Consider the following 26,154-nt stretch of genomic DNA (forward strand, 5'->3'; position numbering starts at 1 on the left):
GACGCCGGCCGCGCGGCCGGCGTCCCCGGAAAGTCAGGCGGTCGTGCAGACCGTGCCGTTGAGGGTGAACACGCCGGGGAGGACGTTCGGGCCGCTGTAGGCGCCGACGAAGCCGACGTTGGTCGTCCCACCGGCGGCCAGGGTCGCGTCGCTGGTCACGCGTACCTTGGTGCCGGTCTGCGTCCAGGTGGCGCCCCAGCCGTTGCTCACCGTCTGCCACGTGGTGGGCCAGGTGAAGGCCAGGGTCCAGCCCGAGACCGGTCCTGCCGCGTTGTTGGTGACGTCGATCGAGCCGACAAAACCGTTGCCCCAGTCGCTGGTGTCCGCCAGGCGCACCGTGCAGCTCGCGTCGGCCGGGCTCCCGGTCGTGAAGGTCAGCGGTGGTGACGACGGTGACAGCGCGCCGGCGTTGGTGCGGGCCAGCACGTTGACCGTGTAGCGGCGTCCCGGTTCGAGGTTGCGTGCCGTGAACGACGTGCCGGTGGTCTCGCCGAGGAGTTCGCTGACCCCGTTGTGCTGCCGGTAGACCTCGTACTTGCCGGCTCCCGCGACCGCGGGCCAGGAGATCGTCGCGGTCCGGTCCGTGATCGTCCCGGCCACCGGTGCTCCCGGCGCCTGCGGAAGAGCCCCTCCGGTACGCCCGGAGCGCACCGTCACCAGAGTCAGCGAGTACGCCGGAACCGTCTGCTCCGTGGCCGTACCCGAGGCACCGGTCCGCACCCCGTCGGCGCCGTTGGTGAAGGTCGAGACGCTCGGAGCACCGCCCGCCGGGGTGAACCCGTGGTAGTCCAGGGCGACCGTGTGCGCGTTGTCCGGGTCCTTGTTGATCACCAGCACCGCCAGGTCACCGTTCGCCCGGCGCGATGCGTGCGCGGTGACCAGCGGATTGTCGCTGCCCGTCTGCACGAGCTGGTCGCCGGTCCGGGCGAAGTCCCCCATCAGGCTCAGCGCGTGGTACGGCGCGAACGGCGTGTTCATCGGCGGCTCGCACACGGAGTTGTCGGGCGTGCAACCACCGCTGGAGAGCAGCCCGAAGTCGCCGTAGTCGGTCTGCCCGGCGACCGTCGAGACGGTGCCGATGCCGTTGTGGACGTTCCACCAGTGCACGGTGAACACGCCGTTCTCCAGCAGAGCGCTGTAGACGTCCGCGAGGAACAGGGCGGCGGGCTGGGTGTTCGGGCCGACACCGACGTTCGTCTCGGTCAGGCTGATGCCGACGTCGCGACCTGCGTATTTGTCGAGCTGGTCGCGGAGGACCTGCACCGCGTCGACGATCTGCTCGGACTTGGTGAGCGCCTCGGCGGCGTTGCCACCGCCCGGGTACCAGTGCACGTCGACGAAGTCGATGGCGTCACCCGCCCGCGAGAGCACCTCCTGGTTCCACGTGCCCTGATCACCTGCGGCGACGATCCCGTCGGGCCAGTTGCCGGGCATGGTCAGCACAGCACCGATCTTGATGTCAGGGTCAACAGCCTTCATGGCCTCCGCGTACGCGACCACGTGCGACGCGTACTCCTTGGGACTCTTGTCGGCGTGGTTGTCGGCCTCCCACGCCGAGCCGTAGTGCCCGTTGCCGTAGTTCTCGTTGCCGATGGTCCAGTACTCGACGCCGTAGTCCTTGGTCACGTTGGCGTACCGCACCCAGTCGGCGGCCTCCTGCGCCGTACCGGTGCCGTAGTTGGCGATGATCATCGGCTGCGCGCCGGTGCGCCGGGCGCCGGCCATGAAGGTGTCGAAGTCAGTTCCCGGAGCGACGTAACCGCCGGGCGCGGTGTGGTCCTTCCAGTGGTAGATGTCGGCGTAGGACCCGCCCGGATAACGAACCATCTGCACGCCGGCGTCCTCGAGCAGCCCCGACACGGCGGTGGAGCCGAGTTCGGAGTCCCAGATGGCGTGGTTGACCCCGAGCGCGGTGTCGGGGACGGTGGCCAGCCCCGCCCGCACGTCGACGTCGATAGTGGTGTCCGGGGCGGCAGCGGCGTTCGCACCGGGTGGCGCGACGGCGGTGAGCGCAGCGAGCAGGACGGTGCCCGCTAGCGCACGACGCAGGATCTTCACGGGATTCTCCGGGTGAGAGAAGCGATGGGAGCGCTCCCATAGTCGGCTCAGGAAGAGACAGCTGTCAATAAGCTCCGGCCCGCTCAACCTTTTGCGGTGCCGGGCCCGTCGGTTGGGTGACGGCTACCGGAGGGACGAGCATGCGGGGAGACTCCCGGACCGGCGACGAGCCCTACGTCGGGTACGTGACGGCACGGCTGCCGGCGTTGCAGCGTGCGGCGTTCCTGCTGTGCGGCGGCGACGCCCACCAGGCCGACGACGTCGTCCAGGCCACGATCACCCGGCTCTACCAGCACTGGAAACGCGTGTCACGCAGCGACAACGTCGACGCGTACGTGCACCGGATGCTGGTCCACGCGGTCATCGACTCCAAGCGGCACTCCTGGTCACGGGTGCAGCTGGTCGGTCGGCCGCCGGAGGCCACCGGGCACGACCCGCACGCCGGGGTCGACGAGCGGGGCAGCCTGGTCGCGGCCCTGCGCTCGCTGCCGCCCCGGCAGCGAGCGGTGCTGGTCATGCGGTTCCTGCTGGACCGGCCGATCGACGAGGTCGCCGAGGCGCTGGACTGCTCCGTCGGCACGGTCAAGAGCCAGAGCTCGCGCGGGCTGGACGCGCTGCGGTCGATGCTGGCGACGATTGAGGAGCGCGGACATGGATGAGAACGAACTCCGAGGCCTGATGCTGTCCGTCGAGGTGCCGCCGAGCGGCGCCGACGTGCGGCAGGCGATGGACACCGCCCGGCGGCGCCGGCGCGGACAGGTCGTGCTGGCCACGAAGGCCGGGGCGGCGGTGCTGATCGCGGCGGGCGCTTTCGTGGCGATCCAGCCTTTGCGGTCCGGCCCGCCCGCAGCACCCGGCCCCGCGGCACCCGGCCCCACCGCGACTCCGGTGTCGAAGAACGCCTGCGTGCCGGCTGTGCTGGAGACGCCCGGCGGCGTGCCCGGACGGATCACCGCCGTCGATCACACCGGCACGACGATCGCCGGTCAGCTCAGCACCGACCCGGCGCAGGCGATCCTGTGGCGCGACGGCAAGGTCGTCGACCTGCCGCCCGGCGCGACCGGGACCATCGTCGACGTGTCCGGCGACACCGTCGTCGGTTATTCGGCGACCGAGTCCGACGAGAGCACCGGCTGGGTCTGGCGCGACGGCAAGGTCACCACGCTGGCGAAGGTCAAGGGTTACCGGTGGACCAACCCGAGCGCGATCAACGCCGCCGGGGTCATCGCCGGCTGGGTGCACGGCGAGGCGCTGGACGAGTCCCTGCCCGTCGTCTGGACCCCCGACGGCAAGGTGCACAAGCTGCGCCTGCCGGCCCTGCCCGGCGGCCCGGACACCGGATCGGCGACCGCACGTGCCATCAGCGACGACGGCAAGATCGGCGGCGAGGTGCACGGCTTCCCGGTCGTGTGGCGCCCCGACGGCAAACCGGAGGTGATGGCGTCCCCGTACGGCGCCGAGAGCGGCATCGTGTGGGCGGTCGCCGGCCGGTACGCGTACGGCAACGCCGACGACATCGAGATCCGCTGGGACCTGGACGTCTACTCGGTCTCCGTCCTGCCCGACTCCGGTGATCTCGGAGCCCGCGACGGCACCGCCGACGGCACGGCGCTGATGGCCGGCGACGGTCTCGAGAAGCCCGCGCTGCGAATCCTGCTCGCGGGCCGGACCGACCCGCTGACCGGCCCCGACGGCGAGTTCGCGACGGCCACGACGATCAGCGCGGACGGCACCACCGTCGGCGGCTCGATCCTGGACGGCGAACGCAACCGCCCGGTCGTCTGGCGCTGCCGGTGACCGTACGCTGGACGGTGTGATCCTCGGTAACCGCTTCGCCCGCGAACTGCCCGAGCTGGCCCTGACGTGGCAGGCCGACCCGGCCCCGGCGCCGCAGATCCTCGTCCTGAACGAGCCCCTGGCGCTGGAACTGGGCCTCGACCCCGCCGACCTCAGCAGCGGCCTGCTCGCCGGCACGGACGTCCCGCAGGGCGCCACGCCCGTCGCGCAGGCCTACGCCGGACACCAGTTCGGCGGCTACTCACCCCGGCTCGGCGACGGCCGCGCACTGCTGCTCGGCGAGCTCACCACCCCCGACGGCAGCCTGCGCGACCTGCACCTCAAAGGCTCGGGCCGCACCCCGTTCGCCCGCGGCGGTGACGGCCTGGCCGCGGTCGGCCCGATGCTCCGCGAGTACGTGATCAGTCAGGCCATGCACGCCCTCGGCATCCCCACGACCCGCTCCCTGGCCGTGGTGTCCACCGGCCGCACCGTCCAGCGCGACACCCCCCTGCCCGGCGCCGTCCTCACCCGGGTCGCGGCCAGCCACCTCCGGGTCGGCACCTTCCAGTACGCCCGCGCCACCGGCAACCTCGACCTGCTCCGCCGCCTGGCCGACCACGCGATCACCCGGCACCATCCGGCTGCCGCGGACGCCGAACGCCCGTACCTGGCTCTGTTCGAATCGGTGCTGGCTGCCCAGGCCTCCCTGATCGCCCGCTGGATGCTCGCCGGCTTCATCCACGGCGTCATGAACACCGACAACATGACGATCTCCGGCGAGACCATCGACTACGGCCCGTGCGCCTTCCTCGACACCTACGACCCGGCGACGGTCTTCAGCTCGATCGACACCGGCGGCCGGTATGCCTACGGCAACCAGCCCGCCATCGCCCAGTGGAACCTCGCCCGCCTCGCGGAGTCTTTGCTCCCGCTGATCGACGACAACGAGGAGCAGGCCGTCACCCTCGCGGTCGCGGCACTGGAAACCTTCGGCCACCGGTACCGCGACGCCTACCTGACCGGCCTGCGCGCCAAGCTCGGCGTGCCCGAGGGGCCGGAAACGGACGCGTTGATCAACGAGCTGCTTCCGCTGCTGAAGCAGAACAGCGTCGACTACACGTCCTTCTTCCGCGCCTTGAGCGCCGCCGCCCGCGGCACCACAGAACCGGCCCGCACCCTGCTCAGCGGGCCGGACACGCTCAGCGCGCCCAGCCTGCTCGCCGGCCGCGACCGGCTCGCCGCCAACAGTCCGCTCACCGAGCGCGAGGACTCCGAACCGAGCACCACCGAGCCGGGCAGCAACGCGCCGGGTAATGCCAGGCAGGGCGACGCCCAGCCGAGCGGCACCGCGCCGGCCAGCACCGGGCCCGGCGGCACCAGGCCAGGCGACACCCAGCCGAGTGGCACCGCGCCAGCCAGCACCGCGCTCGGCGACGAGCAGGCCGGCGTCGCTGCGGATGGTGGGTGGCTGGATCGCTGGCTGGCGCTGAAGCCGGACGCCGAGGCGATGGACCGGGTCAATCCCGTCTACATCCCGCGCAACCACCTCGTCGAGGAAGCCCTGACCGCCGCGTCGGACGACGGTGACCTCAAACCCCTCGAGCAGCTGCTCGAGGCCGTGACCGACCCGTTCCAGGAGCGGCCCGGCCTCGAGCGTTACGCGGCGCCCGCACCGAAGGACTTCGGCCCCTACCAGACCTTCTGCGGCACGTGAGCCGTCACTGCTCGACGTAGCGGCGCAGGCCCTCGACCAGCTGCCGGGTCTCCAGCTCGGTGTACGTCGCGCCGTCCGAGCCCACGAAGATGAACAGCGGCCCGCAGTCCTCCTTCTCCCCGGTCATGCGCACCTGAGCGAGCCGGCGCCGGGTGGCCACCTCGTACAGCGTCACCTGGTAGGTGCTGACCTTCATCGGCACCTTCTCCGGCTTCGGGTCGTCGACCTGGCAGGTCTTGACCTTCGCGCCGACCGAGACCTGGTCGACACAGGCCATCAGCTGGACCTTGGCCGGGTCCGGCGGGTTCCAGGCCTCCTTGATCTCGGATGCGGCCTGGTAGGGCAGCTCGATGCGCGTCTCGGCGAGCCGGGTGTCCGACTCCTTCTGGTTCTTGACGCCCATGACGATCGAGTGCGGGGCGACACCCGTGTACTTCGGCGACTTCGGGTAGAAGCGGCCGTCGCACACGCGGTTGAGGTCCTCGACCTTGCGCACGGCGTACGAGCTGGCCTTGGAGCCCTTGGGCACCGTGCCCTTGACCTTGGACGCGCCGTCGCCGCCGCCGGTGACGGGTGGCTGCCCGCCCTTGCCGGCCGCCGGGCGCGCGGAGGAGTTGCCGGCGTCGTCATCGTCCTTGGGTCCCGGACCGAACGTCACGGCCAGGCCGAAACACGAGGCCAGGATCAGCAGCGGAAGCCCGAACCGCCAGACCCAGCGGTACGGCGACTTCTTCGGCGGTTGCATGTTCCACGCCGGTGGCGGCGCCGGGTAACCACCGTTCGGCGGCGGCACTGGATAGCCACCGTTCGGCGGCGGCGCCGGATGAGCACCGTTCGGATCCTGCGGCCCCGTGTCAGTCACGTGTCTCTCCCCCATATCGACGCGGCGGACTGTATCCCACCACCGCGAACGCCCTCCGAGCTGGTCAGGAGAGCTTGACCAGCTGGTTGGTGCCGCCCAGGACCGTCACCGTTTCGCCCGCGCCCTTCGCCGGCACCAGCACCCACCACATGTGCAGCGTGGAGAGCGTCAGCTTGCCGACGCCCGGCCGGCCGAGCCGCAGGAAGCTCACCTTGACCGCCGGCTTGGCGCCCGGCAGCTCGCCGCTGAAGTCCGTCCGCGTCGTGTACGCCACCAGCGCTCCCCCGTCGGCGGTGCGCAGTGCGCGTACCGGGTAGGGCTCGACCTTGGCCGCGACCTTGAGGTTCTTGCCGGGGACCTTGCGGCCGCCGCTGGTGAACTTGATAACCGCGAGAACGTCGTCCTTGCGAACGGCCTCGCCAGTGGCGGTGTCACCGGCGAAGAGACCGCTCGGCGCCCCCTCGCTCGCGATCGACGCGGCGTGCGCCTTCGCGACGTCGGCCGGCGACGCGATCAGGGTCCGGCCCGGATCGTCGGCCGCGACGACCTCGGCGTTGCCCGCAGCGTCCTTCTTGGACTCGGGCAGCGTGACCTGCAGCGGCACGGCGTGGGCGAGCTTCCACCCCGGACCGTCCGCCGTCATGATCAGCGGCCAGTTGTCACCGTCGGGCGTCTGCGTATCGGCGACGAACCACTTCGCACCGCCGGTGTCCGAGGGCACCCGTGAACCCTGCGGCTCGTAGGTGAACGGCTTGATCGGGCCGCCGCTGTGGGTTGCCAGGGACGGGCCGTCGGTGGCGCGGCTGGCCTCCACCTCGTACTTGTCCAGCAGCTTCGGATCTTGTGCCGCGTTCGCCTTGTTGTTGTCGTCGGTGATGCGGCTCACGAGCGCCGTGACTTCGGCCTCGGTGATGAGCGGCTTGCCCGAAACCACCTCGGGAGCAGCCGCGCTGGATCCCTGCGGAGCCGGCGCGGCGGGCTGCTCCGGAGCCGGATCGCCACCGCAGCCCGCGGTGGCGAGCACGGCCGTCAGCGCGCCCGCGGTCAGCAACCGCGGCATGGTCCGGCCTGGTCGGAGGTCACTTCGCACAACAATCTCCCCGTGTCGAGGCACCGCGGCGGCGGTGCGACGGGGGCCGACGATAGCGAAGTCCGGGCGTACCCGGGGGCCCATCCGATTTGTCCTGTGGGGATCGAAACTTGTCGGTGGGCCGTGGTTCTATGTCGGGCGCAACGGGGACCGCCGGAGCCTTCGGGCCCCGGCAACGAGCTATGGGGACACTTTGATCGAGACGCCGCACCGCTCCCGCACGGGACTCTTCATCGGCCTCGCGGCCGCCGCCCTGGTCGTGGTGGTCGGCGCCGGTGTCGCGGTGGGTGTCGTGGTCGGCGGCAAGGACGACGGACCGGCCGCGACCGGCCCGAAAACGGCCGTGCTCGGTCAGGACTCCACTTCGGTACGCGTCGACAAGCGCGAGCTCGACACGCTGGCCAACGACCGCAGCACAGCCCTGGTCAAAGGCGATCTCGACGACTTCCTGGCCCCGCTCGACCCTGCCGCCACCACCATGATCACCAAGGAACGCCAGCTCTTCGCCAACCTCAAGAAGATCAAGTTCGCCCGCGCCCAGTACGCGCCGTTCGACCAGGTCGGACGCACCGCCGATCGCTTCGGCCGCGCCGTCACCGTCAATCTCGACGTGGCGTTCGTGCACCAGATCGACGGCTTCGACACCGACCCGGTCGAGGAGTGGTACAGGTGGACGGTCGTCAAGAAGGACGCCAAGGCGCCCCTGGTCATCACGGCGATCGGCCCCGCGCCGGCTGACGCCGTCTCCAACTCCGAGTCGGTGATGTACCCCGCGCCGTGGGACAAGTGGCCGGACATGCAGGTCGTGAAGACCGAGCACACGCTGTTCCTCGTCGACAAGCCGATGCTCGGCAAGACCCGCAAGTACGCACCCGTCGCCGAGACCGCGGCCCGCCGGGTGCTCGCCGACTGGAAGGCGAGCGGCGTCGACGCACCCGTCTTCGACCGCTTCGTGTCCTCCCTCGTGCCGACCCGCGCCCAGCTGGGCTCGCTCTACCAGGTCATCAAGGGCGAGACCACGGAAGCCGGCCGCATGATGCCGATGAGCACGTACGGCTCCGACCGCCGCGTCGGCGGCACCCGCAGTCTGTTCGACGCCGGCTCGGGCTTCTTCAGCGGCGGCGACACCGCGGAGATCTTCCGCCACGAGTACGCCCACGCCGCCGTCGAGGCCCTGAACGCCAACGACAACCCCGACGCCGGCATCTGGGGCCCCGAACGCTGGATCATCGAAGGCTTCGCCGAGTACGTCGCCAACCGCGGCCGGCCCACGGTCGGCATCCGCGGCCCCAGCGCGGCAAAGCTCGTCCGCAGCGACTTCAAAGGCACCCTGCCCGCGGCGGTCGCCTGGGACGTCCCCGACTCCGCCGTCATGAACTACCACTACTACCTGGGCCACCAGGCGTTCCGCTTCATGGCGAAGAAGTACGGCAGCAACAAGGTCTTCGAGTTCACCGCCACCTACTACCGGGGCGGCCAGAGCCTCGACGAGGTGTTCCAGAAGGTGCTCGGCACCAGCCGATCGGCCTTCGAGAGCCAGTGGGCGTCCTTCGTCCGCACCGACGCCCGCAACCACTGAGGACCCCACGATGACCCACCCACCGTCCGACCAGCAGCCCTCACCGTGGGCCCGCCCTCCGGAGCAGAACCCGCAGCCCGGGTACGAGGCGCCGCCCACCCACGCGCCGCCGCCTGCCCAACCACCACAGCAGCCGGGGCCCGATTCGGCGCAACAGCCGGGTTGGCCGCCACAGCAAGGAGTACCGGCACCGCAGCAGGCGGACTGGCCCCAGCCGGGGCCTGGATCGGCGCAACAGCCGGGGTGGCCGCCGCGGGGAGCTCCAGCGCCGCAGCAGCCCGGCTGGCCGCAGCCGGATCCCGGGCCGGGGCAGCAGTCGGGCTGGCCGCAGCAGCAGGGAACCCCAGGATCGCAGCACCCCGGCTGGCAGCAACCTGATCCGGGGTCACAGCAACAGCCGGGGTGGGCGCACCCGGGCTCCGGAGCAGCGCAGCAGCCGGGGTGGCCCCAGCCTTACGGGTCAGGGACGCCGCAGCCCGGGTGGCCGCAGCCGGGGCCGCCGCAGGGGCAGTCCGGCCCGACCGGCTGGTCTGCGCCGAGTGGGCCGGCCGGTGCCGGCGCGCCGACGCCGCCTCGGGCCAGGTCCGGCAGGAAGCTCGGCCTGATCATCGCGGGCTGCATCGCGGCGCTGCTGCTCGTCGGCGCCGGCACGGCCTTCGGCGTGGCCAAGCTGGTCTCCGGTAAGGACGAGGGCAACTCGGGACAGTTCTCGGTCGCGTGGCAGCTCGAATATCCGGGCGACGCCAACGGCAAGGACACCGACACCGAACGCCTCTACGCCAGCTGGCTGGTCGGCGACGTGGTCGTCCGCGCCCAGAGCGACGGTGTCGTCGGCTACAGCATCAGCGACGGCTCCCAGGTCTGGGGCACACCGGTCCCGTCCGGCTCGATCATGTGCGGCGCGACGCTCACGCAGCAGGACGGCTTCGCCGCGATCACGTACGGCAGCAGCAAGAAGTGCGACTCGGTGGCCGGCATCGATCTGCGGACCGGCAAGGAGACGTTCACCGCGAAGATCGAGGCGGAGGACACCAAGGGCCGCTTCGACACCAAGGCACCCCTGCTGAACATCGTCGGCAAGTACGTCGTCGTGTCGATGGAGGACAAGGTCACCGCGTACGAGGTGGCCGACGGCAAACGCCGCTGGACCAGAACGGGCGGCCTGGGCTGCACGACCGGCGCTCAGATGGCAGCCGGCAACGGCATCGTGCTGGTCTCGGAGAAATGCCTGGGCAAGGGCGACAAACTGATCGCCGTGGACGCGGGCACCGGCATCCCCAAGTGGGCGGCGACCGTCCCGCGCGGCTCCTACATCACGGACATCTTCTCGGCCTCCCCCGCCCTGGCCCGCATCAGCCCGCCCGGCCTCGACCCGGTCCTGCTCAGCTTCGACGCCAAGGGCACCAAACTCGCCGAGATCCCCCAGAAGCTCGACGGCCTGGAAATGATCGACTACAACCTGACAGCCCGCATCGGCGACCACTACGGCCAGCGCCGCTACGCCTTCCACATCGTCGGCACCACCCTCTACGCCCCGACGATGTCCTGGCTGACCAGCAAGCCCGACAACCAGATCGTCGCCGTCGACCTCACCACCGGCAAACTCAAATGGGGCTCCCGAGGCAGCACCATGCAATTCCACACCATCCGCGCCGACGAGTCGGGTGTGCTCGGCTTCGAGGACGGCCGCTTCGAGCAGAGCCCCCGCCTGGTCCGCCTCGACCCGGCCACCGGTGCCACCACCACCCTGGCCACAGGCGCCAAGGCCGAAAGCCTGGACGTGCCCTCCAGCGCCGACGCCCACGAAACCGCCGGCACGATCCTCTTCCTCCCCCTGGAACAACCGGTCACCAAGAAGGTCGCCATCCTGGCCCTGCGCTGAGAAGAGACCACATCGATCAGCTTGCCGCCGGTGCCGGCGCGGGCGCCTCCACGGTGCCGCCCGGTGGCAGCGGCAGGAAGGACGGGCAGCCCTTCGGTGCCTCGCCGGTCAGGCAGCGCTGCAACGTGTCGTACAGGATGTAGCCGTCCGGGCCGAGCACGCCGACCAGCTTGCGGATCTGCTTGAGCTTTTCGTCGAGCGTCGCGTTCTGCTCGACCAGCGCCTGCCGCTGGGTGATCGCCACCTGCACCGCGGCCAGCCCGTCGACCAGTTCCTTACGCGGCTCCGGATTCTGCAGCGTCAGGCTGAACTTCTCGAAGTAGGCCTTGTCGCCGGTGGTGGCCTGGACCGATGCGCCGAGACTGGCGTTGATCGCCGTCTCGAACTTCTGCCTGGTCACCGGGTCGTTGTAGAGCGCCAGCCAGTCGTATTTCTGCGCCTCGGTGGTGAGGGCTTTGGCCAGCGGCTGCCCGATGTAGAAGCGCAGCATTTCCAGCCAGGTGTCCGTGGTCTTGCCGTCGTCGTCGAGCACCGGCTGGAACTTCAGGCCGATCTCCTCGTGGAAGGCGCGCAGCGCCCCGCCGTTGTCGTCGCACGAGGTGTCCAGGTGGAAGGTCAGCCCGCCGGTGATGTTCAGCTCCTGGTTGTCCTTCGACACCACGGTGAACGCCGGGGACTCCGCGTCCTCGTTGCCGCTGAACTCGAAGTTCCGCTGCCCGGCCGGATATTTGTAGTACTGCTCGCCGAGGCCGTCCCAGGACCGGTTGTTGGATTTCACGCACTCCTGGTAGGTGGTGCTGGACAAGGCGCCCGCGTCGTAGTGCAGCGCCACCTGATCCGAATCCGTGCTCACCGTGGTGCAGCCACCGACACCCGCGCCGATCAGCACAAGCGCACCCACCATCGCGATGCTCTTTGTCCTGCGCAGCATCATCGCCCCCCATCGCCCGACTGCTGATCCTCAGAATCCGGCATCCGGCTGAGCAACCGGGCAGCGTGGCAACAACCGGACAGCGAGGTGGCGGGTTCCAGACCTCGATGCGGCTCCGGCCGACGTTCGGCGACATGTCGTGCCGACCCTGTGCTGATCGGAATCGGGATTAAATGGGTGTCGTCGGAGCGGCCTGAGCGGGTACGAAGATCGCGTGCCCATCTTTGTGCTCTTTGCCGCCGTCCTGCTGCTGGGCATCGCAGACGCGATGGTCAACTCCTACATCGTGCTCTTCGGCGCGGATGTGGTGGGCCTGACGCCTTTGCAGATCGGCGTGTGGACGTCGGTGTTTGCGCTCGGCGGGATCACGATCAGCTGGTGGCTGGGCCGGTTGTTCGACCGGCGGCCCGCCCGGGCGTACGCGATCGTGGTGATCCTGCTCGGCTCGGCGGGCTACCTGCTGTTGCCTCGGGTGTCGAACTTCTTCGTGCTGCTGTTGATGGCGGCGACGGTGCTCGGGGCGATGGGCGCGGCGTTCCCGCAGTTGTTCTCGCTGGCCCGGTCCGTGCTCGGTGAGGGCGCCGCCGGGCAGCGTTCGGCGCCGGTGTTGCGTTCGGCGTGGTCCCTCGCGTGGGCCGTCGGGCCGCTGCTGGGTGCTCTCGTGCTGTCCCACGGTGGTTATTCGTGGTTGATGTGGACGGCCGCGGGCGTGTTCTTCGCTACCGCGCTGACCGTTCTGGTCGTGCCGCGGCCGGGCGCCGCCATCGTGACGGACTCGGCGCCGGGGCCCACTCCGGTGCTGCTCACCGTGGGTGTGACCCTGTTCTTCGCGGCGATGTTCGCGGGTGGTCTGGCCCTGCCGCTCTTCGTCACCCGGGAGCTGGATCAGTCGCCGACGTCGATCGGTGTGCTCTTCAGCGTCTGCGCGGCGGTCGAGGTCGTGGCGACCTTGGGGCTGGCTCTCGTTCCCGGCCGCGTCAGTCAGCGGACCGTGATCCTCGGTGGTTTTGTGTCCTTTGTCGGCTACTACGCCCTGACGGTGGTGTCGACGGGCATGCTGATGCTGGTGATGGCGCAGGTCCTGCGGGGCGTCGGGATCGCGATCGTCGCGGCGGCCGGCATCCGCTACTTCCAGGACCTTCTCGCACCGGCGACCGGCCGTGCGACCACGCTCTTCGCGAACGCGTCCACGGCCGGTCTCCTGGTCTCCGGCATCCTGTCCGGCCTGGCCGTCGAGCACCTCGGCTACCGGACCACCCTCCTGCTCTGCGGTGTGGCCGCCGCCCTGGGCGGCCTCACCTTCGCGCTCGGCTCCCGCCACCACCCGGGCGGGACCAGCCCGGACAGCGGCCAGGCCCAGCTCGGCAACGGCGGCCGAGATCCGGCGGACCAGCCCGCCACCATGAGCCCGGACCAGGCCGGCCCGGACAACACCAGCCCGGACAGCGGTCAGGCCCAGCTCGGCGACGGCGACCGAGATCCGGCGGACCAGCCCGCCACCATGAGCCCGGACCAGGCCGGCCCGGACAACACCAGCCCCGACAAGGCGGGCTCTCCTAGTTCGTGACCGGCTCGCCGGGGACGGTGAAGAGGGGCTGCCAGGGCTCGTCCGGGCCGATCGGGTACTCGGTCGAGGGTGCGTCGCCCTTGTTGGACCAGCGGGACTGGTACGGCAGGCCCTCGAACATGACCCGGTCCCCGCGCACGTACATGTCGTTCGGGTTCCAGGCCTCCGTCACGTCGGTGACCGTCGGGGTGGGTTTGGGGGCCTTCTCCGCCGGGCCGACCGGGCCGATCACCGACCACGGGGTCGGGTTGCTGCCGTCGCCGGCCGCGGACGGGTCGACGCCCTGGTTGGCCCATTTGGCCTCGTAGACCACACCGTGCCAGACGATCTTGTAGCCGCTGACGTACTGGGCGGTCAGGCGCCACACCGGGTACGGGCTGGTGGCGGGGTCGTCGACGGTCGGGGCCTGGTCGGGGATCGCGACGGATTCGCGGCCCGAGGTGCCGACCGCGCCGCCGGGCAGGCCCGCGAAGACGGCGGAGAAGGCCAACGGCTCCTGAGGTACGCCGCTGCACGTGTTCGAGTGGACGACCACGTTGGCGAACGTGCCGCGGCACGGGGCGTCGCGGTTGAGTGACCACATCGAGACGCGGCCGAGGCCGTTCTCGACGGCGAACTCGGCCAGGCCGCGGGCGTCGGCGACGGTGAAGCGTTCGGCGTCGACGTCGTTCTGGCCGATCATGGGCGTGGCGCCGATGCGGGACCACACCTGCGGTGAGGTGAGCTGGACGCCGAGGCGCAGGTACAGGTCGGTGAGCTGCTTGTGGGTCGCCTGGAGGGCCTGGGTGCTCAGGGCGAGCATGTCCGGGTTCGAGCCCGGCGCCGAGCCGAAGTCCATGGTCATGACGTTGACGCCGCGCAGCTTGACGCCGCCTTCGAGGGTCGTGCGGACCGCGCCGAGGCCGTCGACGGTCAGGCCCTGGGGCGCCACGGGCAGCGTCAGCCACACCGTGAGGGGCTTGCCGGCGGCTTCACGCTCCGCCTGCAGGGTCTTGAGCGCCAGGGCGCGGCGCTGCAGCGAGGCGACGTCCGCTGTGGCCGTACCCTCGATGTCCAGGTCCAGGGTCGAGATGTCGTAACGCTCGACGAGCGTGCGGTAGGCGTCGGTGAGTTTGGCCTGGTCGGTGCAGGCGACGGCGAGTTCGGTGTTGGTGAGGCCGCCGACGCTGAGCATGATGCTGCCGCCCGCGGCGCGCAGCTGGCTGATGCGGCGGTCCAGCTCGAGCGAGGCAGCGGCCTCGTCGGGGCTGTAGGCGCCACCCCAGCTGGGCGCGCAGTTGTCCTTGGGGTCCGCGACGACGAAGGCCAGGGCCACGTCGTTCGCCGGGTTCGCCTCCGGGTCCTGGAACTCGAACGTCGGCGTCAGCGTGACATCGACGTACGGGACGGCCCAGGACTTCGCGGTCGGGCCGGCGGTGTCGCGCAGGTGCAGGACGGCGACGGTGCCACCGGCGCCGAGACCGGCGACGAGCAGGAAGAGAAAGCCGAGCCTGAGCCACGACAGCCGCTCCGCCGGCGCCTCCGGTTCCTGCCATTCCAGGTCGGCGAGGGGGTCGTCCTCCGGCCGCACGGCCTGCTGGGTGGCGCGGTCGGTGAGCATGGGGGCCCTTCCGTCGTGGGTCGTCAGCGGTGGCTCGACCTCAGCAGTCGGATCGGCAGACGCACCGGCGACTGAAGGACGGCGGCCCCGAAACCTTCAAGCGGCGTCCCGCTGCCGCCGATGGGGAGTCGAACGGGCGTGGGTGGTCCTCGCCAGGTACGCCGCACACTCAGTGAAGGGCTATCCATGCAGCGCAACTCGGTGGACCAGCGCAAGCCGGACGCCCAGCGGCAGTGGGGTGCGGACCGGCGGTCGAAGCCGCACCCGCTCGTGCCTCCCGCCGTGTCCGAGGGCCGCATCAACCGCGGCCGGCTCGCGATCGTGCTGACCATCACCGTCTGGGCCTGCTACATCGTCGGCACGGTGATCCAGCAGTTCATCGCCGGGCACGCGAACACGGCGCGGCTGGCCATCGAGGCGATCGTTTACATGATCGTCGTCACCGGGCTGGCGGCTTCGGCCACGGCGTACCTGATCACCCGGATCGGCTTCTTCTACCGCAGCCGGGCGCACCACCGGGCGCCGCGCATCGTCCTGGACACGTTCCTGCAGGGTAAGACCCCGTCGGTCACGGTCATCGTGCCCTCTTACCAGGAGGACGAGCGGGTCATCCGTACGACGCTGCTCTCCGCGGCGTTGCAGGAATACCCCGGCCTGCGGGTGACCCTGCTGATCGACGACCCCCAGAATCCGCGTACGCGGGCAGCCCGTGATCTGCTCCTGGCCGCACGGGCGCTGCCGGGCGCGATCGAGGCCGAGCTGGCCGCGCCCTTCACCCGGGTGCAGGCGGCCTACGAGCGCTTCGAGCAGTCCCTCGACGAGCGCGACGAGCGGGTCACCACGACCGCCGACATGCGCGACCTGGCCGACGAGTACCGCGTCGCCGCCGGCTGGCTCTTCGGCCTCGGCCACCGCCAGGAGATCATCGACCACACCGACGTCTTTTTTGTCGAGCACATCGTGAACGCGCTCGGCGAGGACCTCGGCACGATCGCCGAGGCGCTCGACGGTGGCGCCGAGGACAACACGGCCCTGCCGGTCGACCGGCTGATCCAGCTCCACCGGCGCCTGGTTGCGATCTTCGACGTGACGATGAGCAGCTTCGAGCGCAAGCGGTACGTGTCGCTGTCCGGTGAGCCGAACAAGGCCATGAACCTGAACAGCTACATCGGGCTGATGGGCGGCAGTTACCAGGAGGTCGGCACCCCGCTGGGCGTCGCCCTGGTGCCAGCCGGCCCCGGCCAGGCCGAGCTGACCATCCCCGACCCGGACTACGTCCTCACCCTGGACGCCGACAGCGTGCTGCTCCCGGAGTACGCCCTGCGCCTCGTGCACCTGCTCGAGCAGGGCGCCCACGAACGGGACGCCGTGGCACAGACGCCGTACAGCGCGTTCCCCGGCGGGGCGACCCGCATCGAACGCATCTCCGGCGCCACCACCGACATCCAGCACATCGTGCACCAGGGCATGACGCACTACGACGCCACGTTCTGGGTCGGCGCCAACGCCGTGCTGCGCAAGAAGGCCCTGGACGACATCCGCGAGGTCTCGTACGAGGGTGACTGGGAGATCCGCCGGTACATCCAGGACCGGACCGTCATCGAGGACACCGAGTCGACGATCGACCTCGGTGTGCACGGCTGGACGCTCTACAACTATCCCGAGCGCATGGCGTACAGCGCGACCCCGCCGGACTTCGGCTCGCTGGCCATCCAGCGTCAGCGCTGGGCCAACGGTGGTCTGCTGATCCTGTCGCGGCTCAAGGACCAGTTCCGCGCGCGGACCGCGGCCGGCCGGAAGAATCGCTTCGGCGAGCTCTTCCTGCGGGTCAACTACATGGCCTCCATCTTCTGGAGCTCCGTGTGCCTCGTGATCATGCTCGTGTACCCGTTCAACGCCGACCTGCTCAACCCGATCCTGCTGCTGGTGTCGGTGCCGTACTTCCTGATGATGAGCGCCGACCTGAAGTCCGTCGGGTACAAACGCCTCGACGTGCTGCGTGTCTACGGATTCAACCTGATCCTGCTCCCGGTCAACCTGTCCGGCAGCTTCGCGTCGATCCTCCAGCTCCTGACCGGCGAGAAGAGCCAGTTCAAACGCACCCCCAAGGTACGGAACCGCACGACAGCCGCGACGTCGTACCTGCTCGCCCCGCTGGCTCTGATCGCGCTCTGTGCGTACACAGCGGTTCGTGACATCCAGCTGCAGCAGTGGGACAACCTCGTCTTCGCCGGCCTGAACCTGGTGCTCGCCACGTACGCGATGGTGGCCTTCGTGGGTGTGGGCAACACGATCGTCGACCTGTTCACCCACCTGCGCCAGTGGCTCTACCGCCCGGCCCGCCCGGCCAAGCGCGCCGTCGCCCCGCGTCCCGCGCAGACCAACCACGCCGAGGGCCAGGCCCTGGCGCCGACCGGCGCGATCGGCGACTGGGCGTCGGTGCTGCACTACCGCTCCGAGCGCGGCTCGTCCGGCCTGGTCGCGGTCCGTTCGACACAGGCCCCGGCCGCGGGTCGCAAGAGCCCGCAGTCCCGCTCGAACTCCTTCGAGGAGTTCACCTTCTTCACGGTCTTCCAGCCGATCTTCGAACTGGGCTCGGCCGAGGTGGTCGGTTACGAGGCGCTGACCCGTTTCGCGGACGGCACCCGCCCCGAGCGCGGTCTGGCGGCGGCCGAGGCCAAGGGCATGCACATCGACCTCGACGCGGCCCTGATCCGTGCCGCGCTGGCCTCGTCCACCGCCCTCCCCGAGGGCACCTGGCTCGCGGTCAACGTCTCCAGCGATCTGCTGCGCCGCCCGCGCGAGCTCGAGCCGCTGCTGGCGGAGAGCACGCGCCCCCTGGTCCTGGAGATCACCGACCCCGACGGCGCCGACCTCGACAACCTGCCTGCCGGCGTACGCATCGCCGTGGACGACGCGGGCGCGGGTTACGACACGCTGGCCCGCCTGGAGTCGCAGAAGCCGGCGTTCCTGAAGCTCGGCCGCGCGTCGCTGGCCGGGGTGGAGAAGGAGGGCGCCCGCCGCGCCTCGATCCGCTCGCTGGTCGAGTTCGCCAAGGAGAACAACTGCACGGTCATCGCCGAGGGCATCGAGTCGGCCCAGCAGCGCGACGCGCTCGCCGAGTGCGGGGTACCGCTCGGCCAGGGCTTCTACCTGGGCCGCCCGGTCCCGGTGGAACGCGCCCTGGCCGACGCCGCCGGCCGCTGATCAAGCTGGGGCGGGCCGATCCTGGTCCGCCCCACGCTCCAGCGAAGCGATGATGATCTCTCGTGCCGCATCGACGGTGACGGCCAGAGCGGCCGGGTCCCGGCCGATGCGTTCGGCGCCCGAGCGCATGACCCCGGACAACAGCTCCACCACCAGCTGTACGTCGCCGACCTGGCGGAACTCTCCGCCGGTGATGCCGTCCCGCACGACCCGCTCGGTCTCGACCACCACCTCGTGGAACGGGCTGCCCGGCCCTTTCGGCTCCCCGACCGGCGGCAGAGCCGCGCCGGGCCGGAACATCAGCTGCATCACCGGGTCCGTGAACGCCTCCAGGACCACCTCGATGATCTCCCGCAGCCGCTCCCCGGCCGGATCCGCCGTCCGCGCGGCGACGACGGCCACCCGCTCGACCGCCGGCCGGCCCAACCGCTCGGTCAAGGCCACGACCAGCGCACTCTTGTCACCCGCATAGTTGTAGAGCGTGTTGCGGGCGAGCCCCGTCCGGGCGGCGAGATGCCCCATGGTGATCGAGTCGTAGTCGCGTTCGAGCAGCAGCTGACGCATCGCCCCGGCGAGCTCGGACCAGACCAGCTCGTGGTGCTGGGAGATGCTGGCTCCCCGGATCCGCGGCATCCGACCATCCTCCCCCACCGGTTCCCCCGTTCCTACCACCGCCCGGATACCTTGCGGTGGTGAACGCGGACCAGGTCGCGTCTCTGGTCCGGCTCGCCGGCTACGGCCCGCGAGATCCGGTACTGGTCGGCGCGCAGCTCGACGACGCACCGCCCGTCCTTCTCCCCGGCGGCCGGGCGCCCCTGGTCTACATCGCGTCGCTGTCCAAGCAGTTCACGGCCGCCTGCGCGGCTCTGCTCGTCCGGCAGGGACGCCTCGACGTCGAGTCGAGCCTGGCGAGGTGGATGCCCGAACTGCCCGCGTGGGCGGCCACCGTGCGGGTGCGCCACCTGATCCACCACACGAGCGGCTTGTCCTTCGACGAGGCCCGGCACGCTGAGTGTGACCGGACCACCGCCGGCGTCCTCGCCGCCCTCGACCACCTCGACAGCCGGCCGGGAACCGAGTTCCGGTACAGCAACGCGGGCTACGTCTGCCTGGCTACCGTCGTCGAACGCGCCGCGGGTCAGCCGCTACCCCGCTTCGCCCAGGATCACCTGTTCGCCCCGCTCGCCCTGAACGACACCCGCTACTGGTCCGGACCGGCACCCCACCCACCCGGCGCAGCACCGACCGACCACCGTCACCCGGCACCGCTCTCCCTCGGCGACGGCGGTGTCTGGTCGACAACCCCCGACCTGCTGCGCTGGAACCAGGCCCTCGACCACGACGAGCTGGGCATCTCGGCGCTGCTGCACACACCGGGCCACCTCGACGACGGCACGCCGCTCGACTACGCGTGGGGTGTCGGTGTGCGTACCCGGGGAAATGATCGGATCCATCGCCACGGCGGCAGCTGGCCGGGCGTGACCGCCCAGCTCGTCCGCATCCCGTCGCGGCGCTCGGGGTTTGTCGTCCTCGCGCTCGACAACAACCAGGACCGCACGGCCGCCCTCGCCGAGGCCATGCTGCAGGCACTCACCCCGTAGGGCCCATCATGGGCTCCATGCCCGAAATCTCCGTGCGTGCGATGACCCCCGCCGAATTCGACCATTGGAACGAGTCCACCGTGCACGAACTGGCCGCGGTGAACGTCGCGGCCGGCAACTGGCCCGCGGACGAGGCCGTGGACCGGGCCCGCCAGTCCCGCCTCGAGCGGCTGCCGGACGGCGTCGACACCGCCGACATGCTGTTCCTCCTGGGTCTGCGGCCCGACAGCACCCCGATCGGCTTCCTCTGGATCGGCCTGAAACACCCCCGCGGCGTGCAGGACTGCGCCTTCCTCTACTTCATCGAAGTCACCGAAGCCCACCGCGGCTCGGGCTACGGCCGCGCCCTGCTGCAGGCCGGCGAGCAAGCGGTCCGCGCCCGCGGACTGTCCTCCCTCGAACTCAACGTTTTCGGCGCCAACACCCGGGCCGTCCACCTCTACGAGACCGCCGGATACACCGTCGTCACCCAGCAGATGCGCAAACCCTTGTGACAACGATCAAAGTGGACGGGGTGCGCTCGGCCCAGGAAGCGGTCACCCTGGAGACACTGGGCGCCGACCTGATCGGCGTTGCGCTCAGCCCGAACCCCCGGTCCCCCGGCACGCCGGTGCTCACCGAAGAGCAAGCAGCCACGATCGCCGACGCCCTGATCCACGCCGTCCTGGTCACCAGCATGGAGCTGACCGACCGCAACCAGGTGCTGCGCAGCGTGGCGGCCACCGGCGCAGGCCTGGTCCAGACGATCACCGCATCGATCCCGCCGCCCGACGTGCGGGCAGCGCTCCGCGAAGCCGGGGTCGGCATCGTCTACAGCGGCCTGGAGATCAACCACGACGACGATCCGGGCTGGGTGTTCGGGGCCTTCACGGACGTGCCGGATCTGAACGCGGCACTGTTCCAGGTCGAGGTGCTGCCGGAGTACACCGGCTCGTGGGCGTTCCTGCGCGACGAGTCCCCGGAGTTCGCGGCGGAGTTCCAGATCGCCGACCTCGACGCGCTCGGTCGCGAACGGCCGCTCGTGGTCGGCCTGGACTTCACGACCGGCAACGTGCGGGAGATCATCGCCGCGCTTCCCTGGGTACGGGGAATTGCCCTCACGCGCGGGGATGCGGTGCGCGTGCTGGGGGCGGTCGGCGGATAGTCGCGTACCCGACGGGGTTGTTTCGGTGGGGTGGCCGGGGGACCTATGGTCCGGGCATCGCGTCCGCTTGCCGTGCTGGATGCCCGGGTGGGGCGGGGAGTGGTTCGGCTGACCTCCGCGAGGACGGTGCGGCTCGGCGGGCATGCTCTGGTCGGAAGGCGGGAGGAGCAGGCCGTCATCCGTGCTGCCGTGGCCGCGGCGGGCGAGGGGTGCGGTGGTGTCCTCTTTGTCGTCGGTGAGGCCGGCATCGGGAAGAGCAGGCTGGCGGCCGAGGCGGCCCGGCTGGCCACCGGGGCCGGGCAGTGTGTGGTGCGCGGGCGGGCGACGACCAGCTCTGCGCAGTACCGCGCGTTGCGGGAGGCGTTCATGTCGACGCTGCGGCGGACCGGGCCGCCCGGCGATCCGCAGCTGGTGCCGTACAGGGCCGCGTTGTCGCGGCTGGTGCCCGAGTGGCAGCTGACGCGTCCACCGGGTGTGGACGATGCGCCGGTGGTGCTGGCCGAGGCCGTGTTGCGGCTGCTCGTCTCGCTCGGCGGCGGTCACGGGTGTGTGGCCGTACTGGAGGATCTTCACGACGCGGACGCGGACACTCTCGCGGTGGTTGATTATCTGGTCGACAACCTCGGGCAGGAGCCGGTGCTGGTGGTGGCGACCGTGCGGTCCGGGCCGGGCGCCGGGGCGGATCTGGTCCGGGCGGCGGGCCGGCGGCGTGCTGCCACCGTCCTGGAGCTGGACCGCCTCGACGACGGCGAGGTGCGGGAGCTCGCGGCGCTGTGCCTGGAGGTTCCCGGCGACCGGGTGCCGGAGCCGATCCTGACCCGGCTCCTGGAGGTCGCCGACGGTGTGCCGTTCCATGTGGAGGAGCTCCTCGCCGACGGGGGGAACGGCGTGCCGCGCACGCTCAGTGAAGGTGTGGCCGCGCGCGCCGATCAGCTCGGGCCGCAGGGCAGGGCGCTGGTGCAGGCCGCGGCGCTGCTGGGCCGCCGGTTCGCAGCGACCGTCGCGGGTGAGGCCGCCGGTGTCACCGGTGATGACCTGGCCACGTGTCTGCGGCTCGCCGCCGACGCGCAGTTCGTCCGGCCCGGCAGCGAACCCGACGTGTACGTGTTCCGGCACGCCCTGACCGCTGAGGCTCTGCGCGGGGGCATGATCCCGGCCGAGGCGGCGAGGCTGGCACGGCGTGCGGCGCAGGTGATCGGCGAGCGGGACGAGGACCTGGCCGCGGAGCTCTGGTGCCGGGCCGGTGATCTCCGGCGCGCCGCCGGGTCGAGGAGCCGGCTGGCCCGCCGGGCCCTGGCCGAGGGTGCCGTCTCGACCGCGATCGTGCAGGCCGAACGCGGCCTGGAGCTGGTAAAGGACCAGTCGGCGGGCGAGCCGGTGCTCGGCGAGCTGCGCGAGGTCCTGCTCGACGCGCTCATCGACGCCGGCGAGGTCGAACGCGCGGTCGAGCTGGGCACCTGGCTGGACCTGCACACGACCACCGCGCGCCGGGCGACCGTGCATCTGCGCCTGGCCCGGGCCGCCGCGGCCGCCGGGCAGTGGGCCGAGGGACTGCGCCAGATCGCGGGCGTACGACGGCTCGCCGGGCCGGACGCCGAGGTCGACGCGGTCGAGGCGTGGCTGACCTTCCTGCGGCCCGCACCCGACCGCATGCTCCGGGCGCGGCAGCTCGCCGGCCGTGCGCTGGAGAACGGCCGGCCGGAGGTGCTGTGCGCCGCCCTCGAGGTGCTGGCCAGCTGCGCACGGACCACCGACCTGGAAGCCTCCCGGGTGTGGTGCGATCGGGCGCTCGCGGTGGCGGAGGATCACGGCCTGACCACCTGGCGGGTCCGCTTCCTGTTCCACCTGGGTGTCCTCGACGCGATCCACGACGCCGACCCGGCCCGCCTGATCCTGGCCCACGACACCGCCGTCGCGTCCGGTGCGGTGGTCACCGCCCTGGTGATCGGGTGTGAGCTGGCCGTCGTGCATCTCACCCGCGGCGACCACGACGCGGCCGAGCGCTGTGCGCAGGCAGCCGAGACGGCCGCCGCCCGGTTGCGCCTGGCCGAGACCCGCCTGATCGCTCTGGCGCTGCGCGTGTGCGTCGCGGCCCATCGCGGGTCCCGCGAGCAGACCGAAGTGCTGTACGACCGGTACCGGGCGCTCGGCGGTGACGACATCGACCACGCGGCGGCGGTGCAGGGCCTGGGCCTGGCCTTCTGCTCGCTGCTGGAGGACAACCCGGAACGCGCGTGGCAGGACCTCGACCGGGCGATCGCCCGGGAGGACAACCACCCGCCGCACTACCTGTCGTTCAACCGCGGGCCGTACCTGCTGCTGGCGACACTCGCGGGCAAGGCCGGGCGGGCCGAGCACGACGAGCTGGCCACCTCCGCGCACGGGCAGGCCCGGTGGAACCGGCAGTTCGTGACGCTGAGCCGTGCCGTCCTGGACGGTTGTGAGGGCAACGGCGACGAGGCCGTCGCCGCGGTCGCCGAGTTCGAGGAGCTGGCCACGCCGTACCCCCTTGCTCATCATCTCGGCCTGCGCCTGATCGGTGAGCGCGCCCACGCCGACGGCTGGGGCCGGCCCCGCGACTGGCTCACCGCGGCCGAGACCTACTTCCACCGGACCGATTCGGTACGCCTGGCAGCAGCGTGCCGCACCCAGCTGCGTGACATGGGCGTACCGGTGGCGCAGCGACGCCGGGGCAGCGACCGGATCCCGCCGGCCCTGCGCCGGATGGGGGTGACCGTGCGGGAGTACGAGGTGCTGGAGCTGCTCGTCGACCGCCTCGGCAACAAGGAGATCGCGGGCCGGCTGTTCCTGTCGCCACGCACGGTGGAGAAGCACGTGGCGAGTCTGCTGCTCAAGACCGGTCACGACGACCGGACCGGATTGGCCCGCTTTGCCGTGCGGGAGCGGGAATCCGGGTAGTCCGGGCCGGAACATGGGTGGATCGACTCGGCCGTCGCCGCCGGTGCCTCGACCAGACTCCGCAGGATGAGTTCACTATCGACGGTCCTGCTGGCGCTGCTGCTGACCGGGCAACCGGTCGTCGCCGAACGTGACAGCCCGTGGACCCCAGTTCCGACCCCGAACCCGAGCATGGCCACGAACCGTCTGCTCGGCACGACCGCGATCGGTGACCGCGCCGCGTGGTCGGTGGGCACCTGGCAGGACAACCTGACCGGCCGGCAGCGCTCGCTGATCCAGCGCTGGGACGGCGCGACCTGGCAGAACGTCGACGCGCCGGCCACGCGTACCGGACATGACTCCCTGACCGCGATCGCCGGCAGCGGGCCGGCCGACCTGTGGGCCGTGGGTTTCACGGCGCGGTCGAAGCACGATCCGGACAAGCCGGCCGATCCGGACCAGGGCCGGCCTTTGATCATGCGCAGCGACGGCATCACCTGGGCTTTCGAGGACCTGGACCCGGTCGGCGTCTCCGGTCACCTGTCCGCCGTCGACATGATCTCCGCCGACGACGGCTGGGCGGTCGGCTCCTACGTCCCGCAGGAGGGTGCCGTGCCGCAGGGCCTGATCCTGCGCCGGACGAGAGCCGGCTGGCAGCACGTTCCGCCGCCCGACCTCGGCTCACGGCCGCTGCACCTCACCGGCCTCACCGGTACGCGCACCGACGACGTCTGGGCGGTCGGCTATCTCGGCACCCTCGGGTCGGCCGCGGAGGCCGTCGTTCTGCACTGGAACGGCGAGAAATGGCAGCAGTCCCCCCTCGACATCGATCCCGGTGTGCAGTCGGCGCTGTTCAGCGTGTCCGCCCGCGCCCCCGGTGACGTGTGGGCGGTGGGGTACACCTGGGCCGCCGGCAAACGGACGGGTTTTGCGCTGCACCACACGGCCGGGCGGTGGCAGCAGGTGCCCGTCCGGGTCGACGAGCAGGGCACTCAGCTGCGCAGTGTGGTCGCCGTGCCCGCGGGCGTCTGGGCGGTCGGCTACTACCTCGTCGACGGTGTCGACAACGCCCTGGTGATGACCTATGACAACACCGGCTTCGTGAAGGAGGCACCGCCGTCACCGCCGGAGGCCCTGAACGTCGCGGGCACGGCCATGGCCGGCATCACCGCCACCCCGGGCACGGGCGGGCTCTGGGCCATCGGATGCCACGGGGACCGCACACGGGTGCTGCACCGGGACACGGGTGTTCGCTGAGGTGAATGCGGGGGCCGCGTACCCATGTGGACACCCGGTCCCCGCTGGCAGCGTTCCCGGGGCAAGCATCAGCCATCGAGAACGGAGTTCCACCCATGAAGTTGTCCCGCCTGCCGCTCGTACCGGCTGTCGCCGGAGCCCTGATCCTGTCCTTCGGTGCGGCCTCGGCCCAGGCCGCCCCGCTGCCCCAGCAACGATGTGCCAACGACGGCGGCATCAGTTTCAACGCCTGTCTGACGGTCACCTCCACCAGCACCCTCAACGAGTACGAGGTCACCGCGGGCCAGGACGCCATCATGTCGCCGCGGTACGCCCAGGAGATCATCGACCACGGCGGGCAGTTCCGGGCCACCCTCTGGGGTGACGACGGCTCCCGGCGTACCTGGCTCGCCGACCTGGAGCTCAAGCCGGGCTGGCCGGCCGCCGGCCCGGACGGCCTCGGCGTGGAACTCGTCCGGCGGTTGCCGGTCACCGTGCTCAACGAGGACCCCGGCAGCGGCGACGAGGACGAGCTGTACGCGGAGATCACCTACTTCGACTACCACGTGGGCCTCAACGTCACCCACCGCACCGGAACGGTCCGCCACAGCTTCGTCGCCGGCTCCGACGGCGGTGGCAGCTGCGTGGTGGTCTGCCCCTGACCGACACGGTCCGTCACCCCGCTCCGCCGGATCTCCGGCGGAGCGGGGTTCGGGTGCTGTCAGAGGGGTACGCGGCGGCGATGCCCCGTCGCTCCGGAGCGCGTCCTCGTATGCTGCATGCTGCCTTCGGGCTGGCCACGTGTGCGGTCTTCGGGGTGATCACGCTGCGGGCCGGGCTGGACGCGCTGGTGTGGGTCTTCGGTGTGCTCGGCCTGATCGCGGCGGTCGATCTCCTGGTCCTGCGGCGACGGCTCCGTCCCGGCGGCGGCGATTGAGCCCGGTTGATGGCCTGGAACGCGACCTGATCGGCTGACACGTGGTGGCCGGCGCTCAGCAGCGGGTTA

The 26,154-nt window shown here is 71.0% G+C and carries 20 protein-coding genes; 14 read left to right on the forward strand and 6 right to left on the reverse strand.

Annotation, left to right across the window (positions count from 1 at the left end):
* Positions 1 to 33: 33 nt before the first annotated feature.
* Complete coding sequence (locus AFR_RS28385) at positions 34 to 2,058, reverse strand: cellulose binding domain-containing protein (protein ID WP_023560250.1); 2,025 nt, start codon at positions 2,056 to 2,058, stop codon at positions 34 to 36.
* A gap of 140 nt (positions 2,059 to 2,198) precedes the next feature.
* Between AFR_RS28385 and AFR_RS28390 the strand changes: the two genes are divergently transcribed.
* From AFR_RS28390 to AFR_RS28400, 3 genes are read left to right on the forward strand one after another with little or no spacing between them, the layout of a single operon-like run.
* Positions 2,199 to 2,717 (forward strand): SigE family RNA polymerase sigma factor, encoded by a 519-nt coding sequence (locus AFR_RS28390; RefSeq protein WP_023560251.1) that lies wholly within the window; start codon positions 2,199 to 2,201, stop codon positions 2,715 to 2,717.
* Positions 2,710 to 3,855: a hypothetical protein gene (locus tag AFR_RS28395; protein WP_023560252.1), complete on the forward strand. Its 1,146-nt coding sequence runs from the start codon at positions 2,710 to 2,712 to the stop codon at positions 3,853 to 3,855. The genes AFR_RS28390 and AFR_RS28395 overlap by 8 nt, the downstream gene beginning before the upstream one ends.
* Before the next feature lie 16 nt (positions 3,856 to 3,871).
* Complete coding sequence (locus AFR_RS28400) at positions 3,872 to 5,551, forward strand: protein adenylyltransferase SelO (RefSeq protein WP_023560253.1); 1,680 nt, start codon at positions 3,872 to 3,874, stop codon at positions 5,549 to 5,551.
* A gap of 4 nt (positions 5,552 to 5,555) precedes the next feature.
* Here the strand turns inward: AFR_RS28400 and AFR_RS28405 are convergent, their stop codons facing one another.
* Complete coding sequence (locus AFR_RS28405; protein ID WP_162181497.1) at positions 5,556 to 6,413, reverse strand: hypothetical protein; 858 nt, start codon at positions 6,411 to 6,413, stop codon at positions 5,556 to 5,558.
* Positions 6,414 to 6,477: 64 nt separating this feature from the next.
* Entirely contained in the window at positions 6,478 to 7,473 is a 996-nt protein-coding gene (locus AFR_RS28410; RefSeq protein WP_023560255.1) for a DUF8094 domain-containing protein, read from the reverse strand.
* 223 nt (positions 7,474 to 7,696) lie between these two features.
* Here AFR_RS28410 and AFR_RS46880 point away from each other — a divergent pair, with 223 nt between their 5' ends.
* Both AFR_RS46880 and AFR_RS28420 read left to right on the forward strand, forming a co-directional pair.
* Positions 7,697 to 9,082, forward strand: a complete 1,386-nt coding sequence (locus AFR_RS46880; RefSeq protein ID WP_023560256.1) for a hypothetical protein — start codon at positions 7,697 to 7,699, stop codon at positions 9,080 to 9,082.
* 661 nt (positions 9,083 to 9,743) lie between these two features.
* Entirely contained in the window at positions 9,744 to 10,964 is a 1,221-nt protein-coding gene (locus AFR_RS28420; protein WP_023560257.1) for an outer membrane protein assembly factor BamB family protein, read from the forward strand.
* Positions 10,965 to 10,980: 16 nt separating this feature from the next.
* On the opposite strand, the gene AFR_RS28425 is transcribed toward AFR_RS28420, so the two are convergent.
* Positions 10,981 to 11,895: an SPFH domain-containing protein gene (locus AFR_RS28425; RefSeq protein WP_158510576.1), complete on the reverse strand. Its 915-nt coding sequence runs from the start codon at positions 11,893 to 11,895 to the stop codon at positions 10,981 to 10,983.
* A gap of 214 nt (positions 11,896 to 12,109) precedes the next feature.
* Here AFR_RS28425 and AFR_RS28430 point away from each other — a divergent pair, with 214 nt between their 5' ends.
* Positions 12,110 to 13,462, forward strand: a complete 1,353-nt coding sequence (locus AFR_RS28430; RefSeq protein WP_023560259.1) for a sugar efflux transporter — start codon at positions 12,110 to 12,112, stop codon at positions 13,460 to 13,462.
* Here the strand turns inward: AFR_RS28430 and AFR_RS28435 are convergent.
* Positions 13,452 to 15,062: a chitinase gene (locus tag AFR_RS28435; RefSeq protein WP_023560260.1), complete on the reverse strand. Its 1,611-nt coding sequence runs from the start codon at positions 15,060 to 15,062 to the stop codon at positions 13,452 to 13,454. The genes AFR_RS28430 and AFR_RS28435 overlap by 11 nt on opposite strands.
* Positions 15,063 to 15,248: 186 nt before the next feature.
* On the opposite strand from AFR_RS28435, the gene AFR_RS28440 reads away from it, so the two are divergent.
* On the forward strand, positions 15,249 to 18,269 hold the full coding sequence (locus AFR_RS28440) for an EAL domain-containing protein (protein WP_023560261.1): 3,021 nt from the start codon (positions 15,249 to 15,251) through the stop codon (positions 18,267 to 18,269).
* Here AFR_RS28440 and AFR_RS28445 read toward each other — a convergent pair whose 3' ends face one another.
* Positions 18,270 to 18,902, reverse strand: a complete 633-nt coding sequence (locus AFR_RS28445; RefSeq protein WP_023560262.1) for a TetR/AcrR family transcriptional regulator — start codon at positions 18,900 to 18,902, stop codon at positions 18,270 to 18,272.
* A 59-nt stretch (positions 18,903 to 18,961) separates the two neighbouring features.
* Between AFR_RS28445 and AFR_RS28450 the strand changes: the two genes are divergently transcribed.
* From AFR_RS28450 to AFR_RS46885, 7 genes are all read left to right on the forward strand, one after another.
* A complete protein-coding gene (locus AFR_RS28450; protein WP_158510577.1) occupies positions 18,962 to 19,870 on the forward strand; it encodes a serine hydrolase domain-containing protein in 909 nt (302 codons plus the stop codon).
* A gap of 17 nt (positions 19,871 to 19,887) precedes the next feature.
* Positions 19,888 to 20,364 (forward strand): GNAT family N-acetyltransferase, encoded by a 477-nt coding sequence (locus AFR_RS28455; protein WP_023560264.1) that lies wholly within the window; start codon positions 19,888 to 19,890, stop codon positions 20,362 to 20,364.
* Positions 20,361 to 21,014 (forward strand): beta/alpha barrel domain-containing protein, encoded by a 654-nt coding sequence (locus tag AFR_RS28460; RefSeq protein WP_148308081.1) that lies wholly within the window; start codon positions 20,361 to 20,363, stop codon positions 21,012 to 21,014. Before AFR_RS28455 ends, AFR_RS28460 begins: the two co-directional genes overlap by 4 nt.
* 99 nt (positions 21,015 to 21,113) lie before the next feature.
* On the forward strand, positions 21,114 to 23,933 hold the full coding sequence (locus AFR_RS28465) for a helix-turn-helix transcriptional regulator (protein ID WP_158510578.1): 2,820 nt from the start codon (positions 21,114 to 21,116) through the stop codon (positions 23,931 to 23,933).
* Between the two features lie 66 nt (positions 23,934 to 23,999).
* Positions 24,000 to 25,169, forward strand: a complete 1,170-nt coding sequence (locus tag AFR_RS28470) for a hypothetical protein (protein WP_023560267.1) — start codon at positions 24,000 to 24,002, stop codon at positions 25,167 to 25,169.
* Between the two features lie 95 nt (positions 25,170 to 25,264).
* On the forward strand, positions 25,265 to 25,810 hold the full coding sequence (locus AFR_RS28475) for a hypothetical protein (protein WP_023560268.1): 546 nt from the start codon (positions 25,265 to 25,267) through the stop codon (positions 25,808 to 25,810).
* Between the two features lie 110 nt (positions 25,811 to 25,920).
* Positions 25,921 to 26,085, forward strand: coding sequence for a hypothetical protein (locus AFR_RS46885; protein ID WP_158510579.1), 165 nt, complete (start codon positions 25,921 to 25,923; stop codon positions 26,083 to 26,085).
* Positions 26,086 to 26,154 lie beyond the last annotated feature (69 nt).

The organism is Amorphoplanes friuliensis DSM 7358, from assembly GCF_000494755.1.
Classification (GTDB): Bacteria; Actinomycetota; Actinomycetes; order Mycobacteriales; family Micromonosporaceae; genus Actinoplanes; species Actinoplanes friuliensis.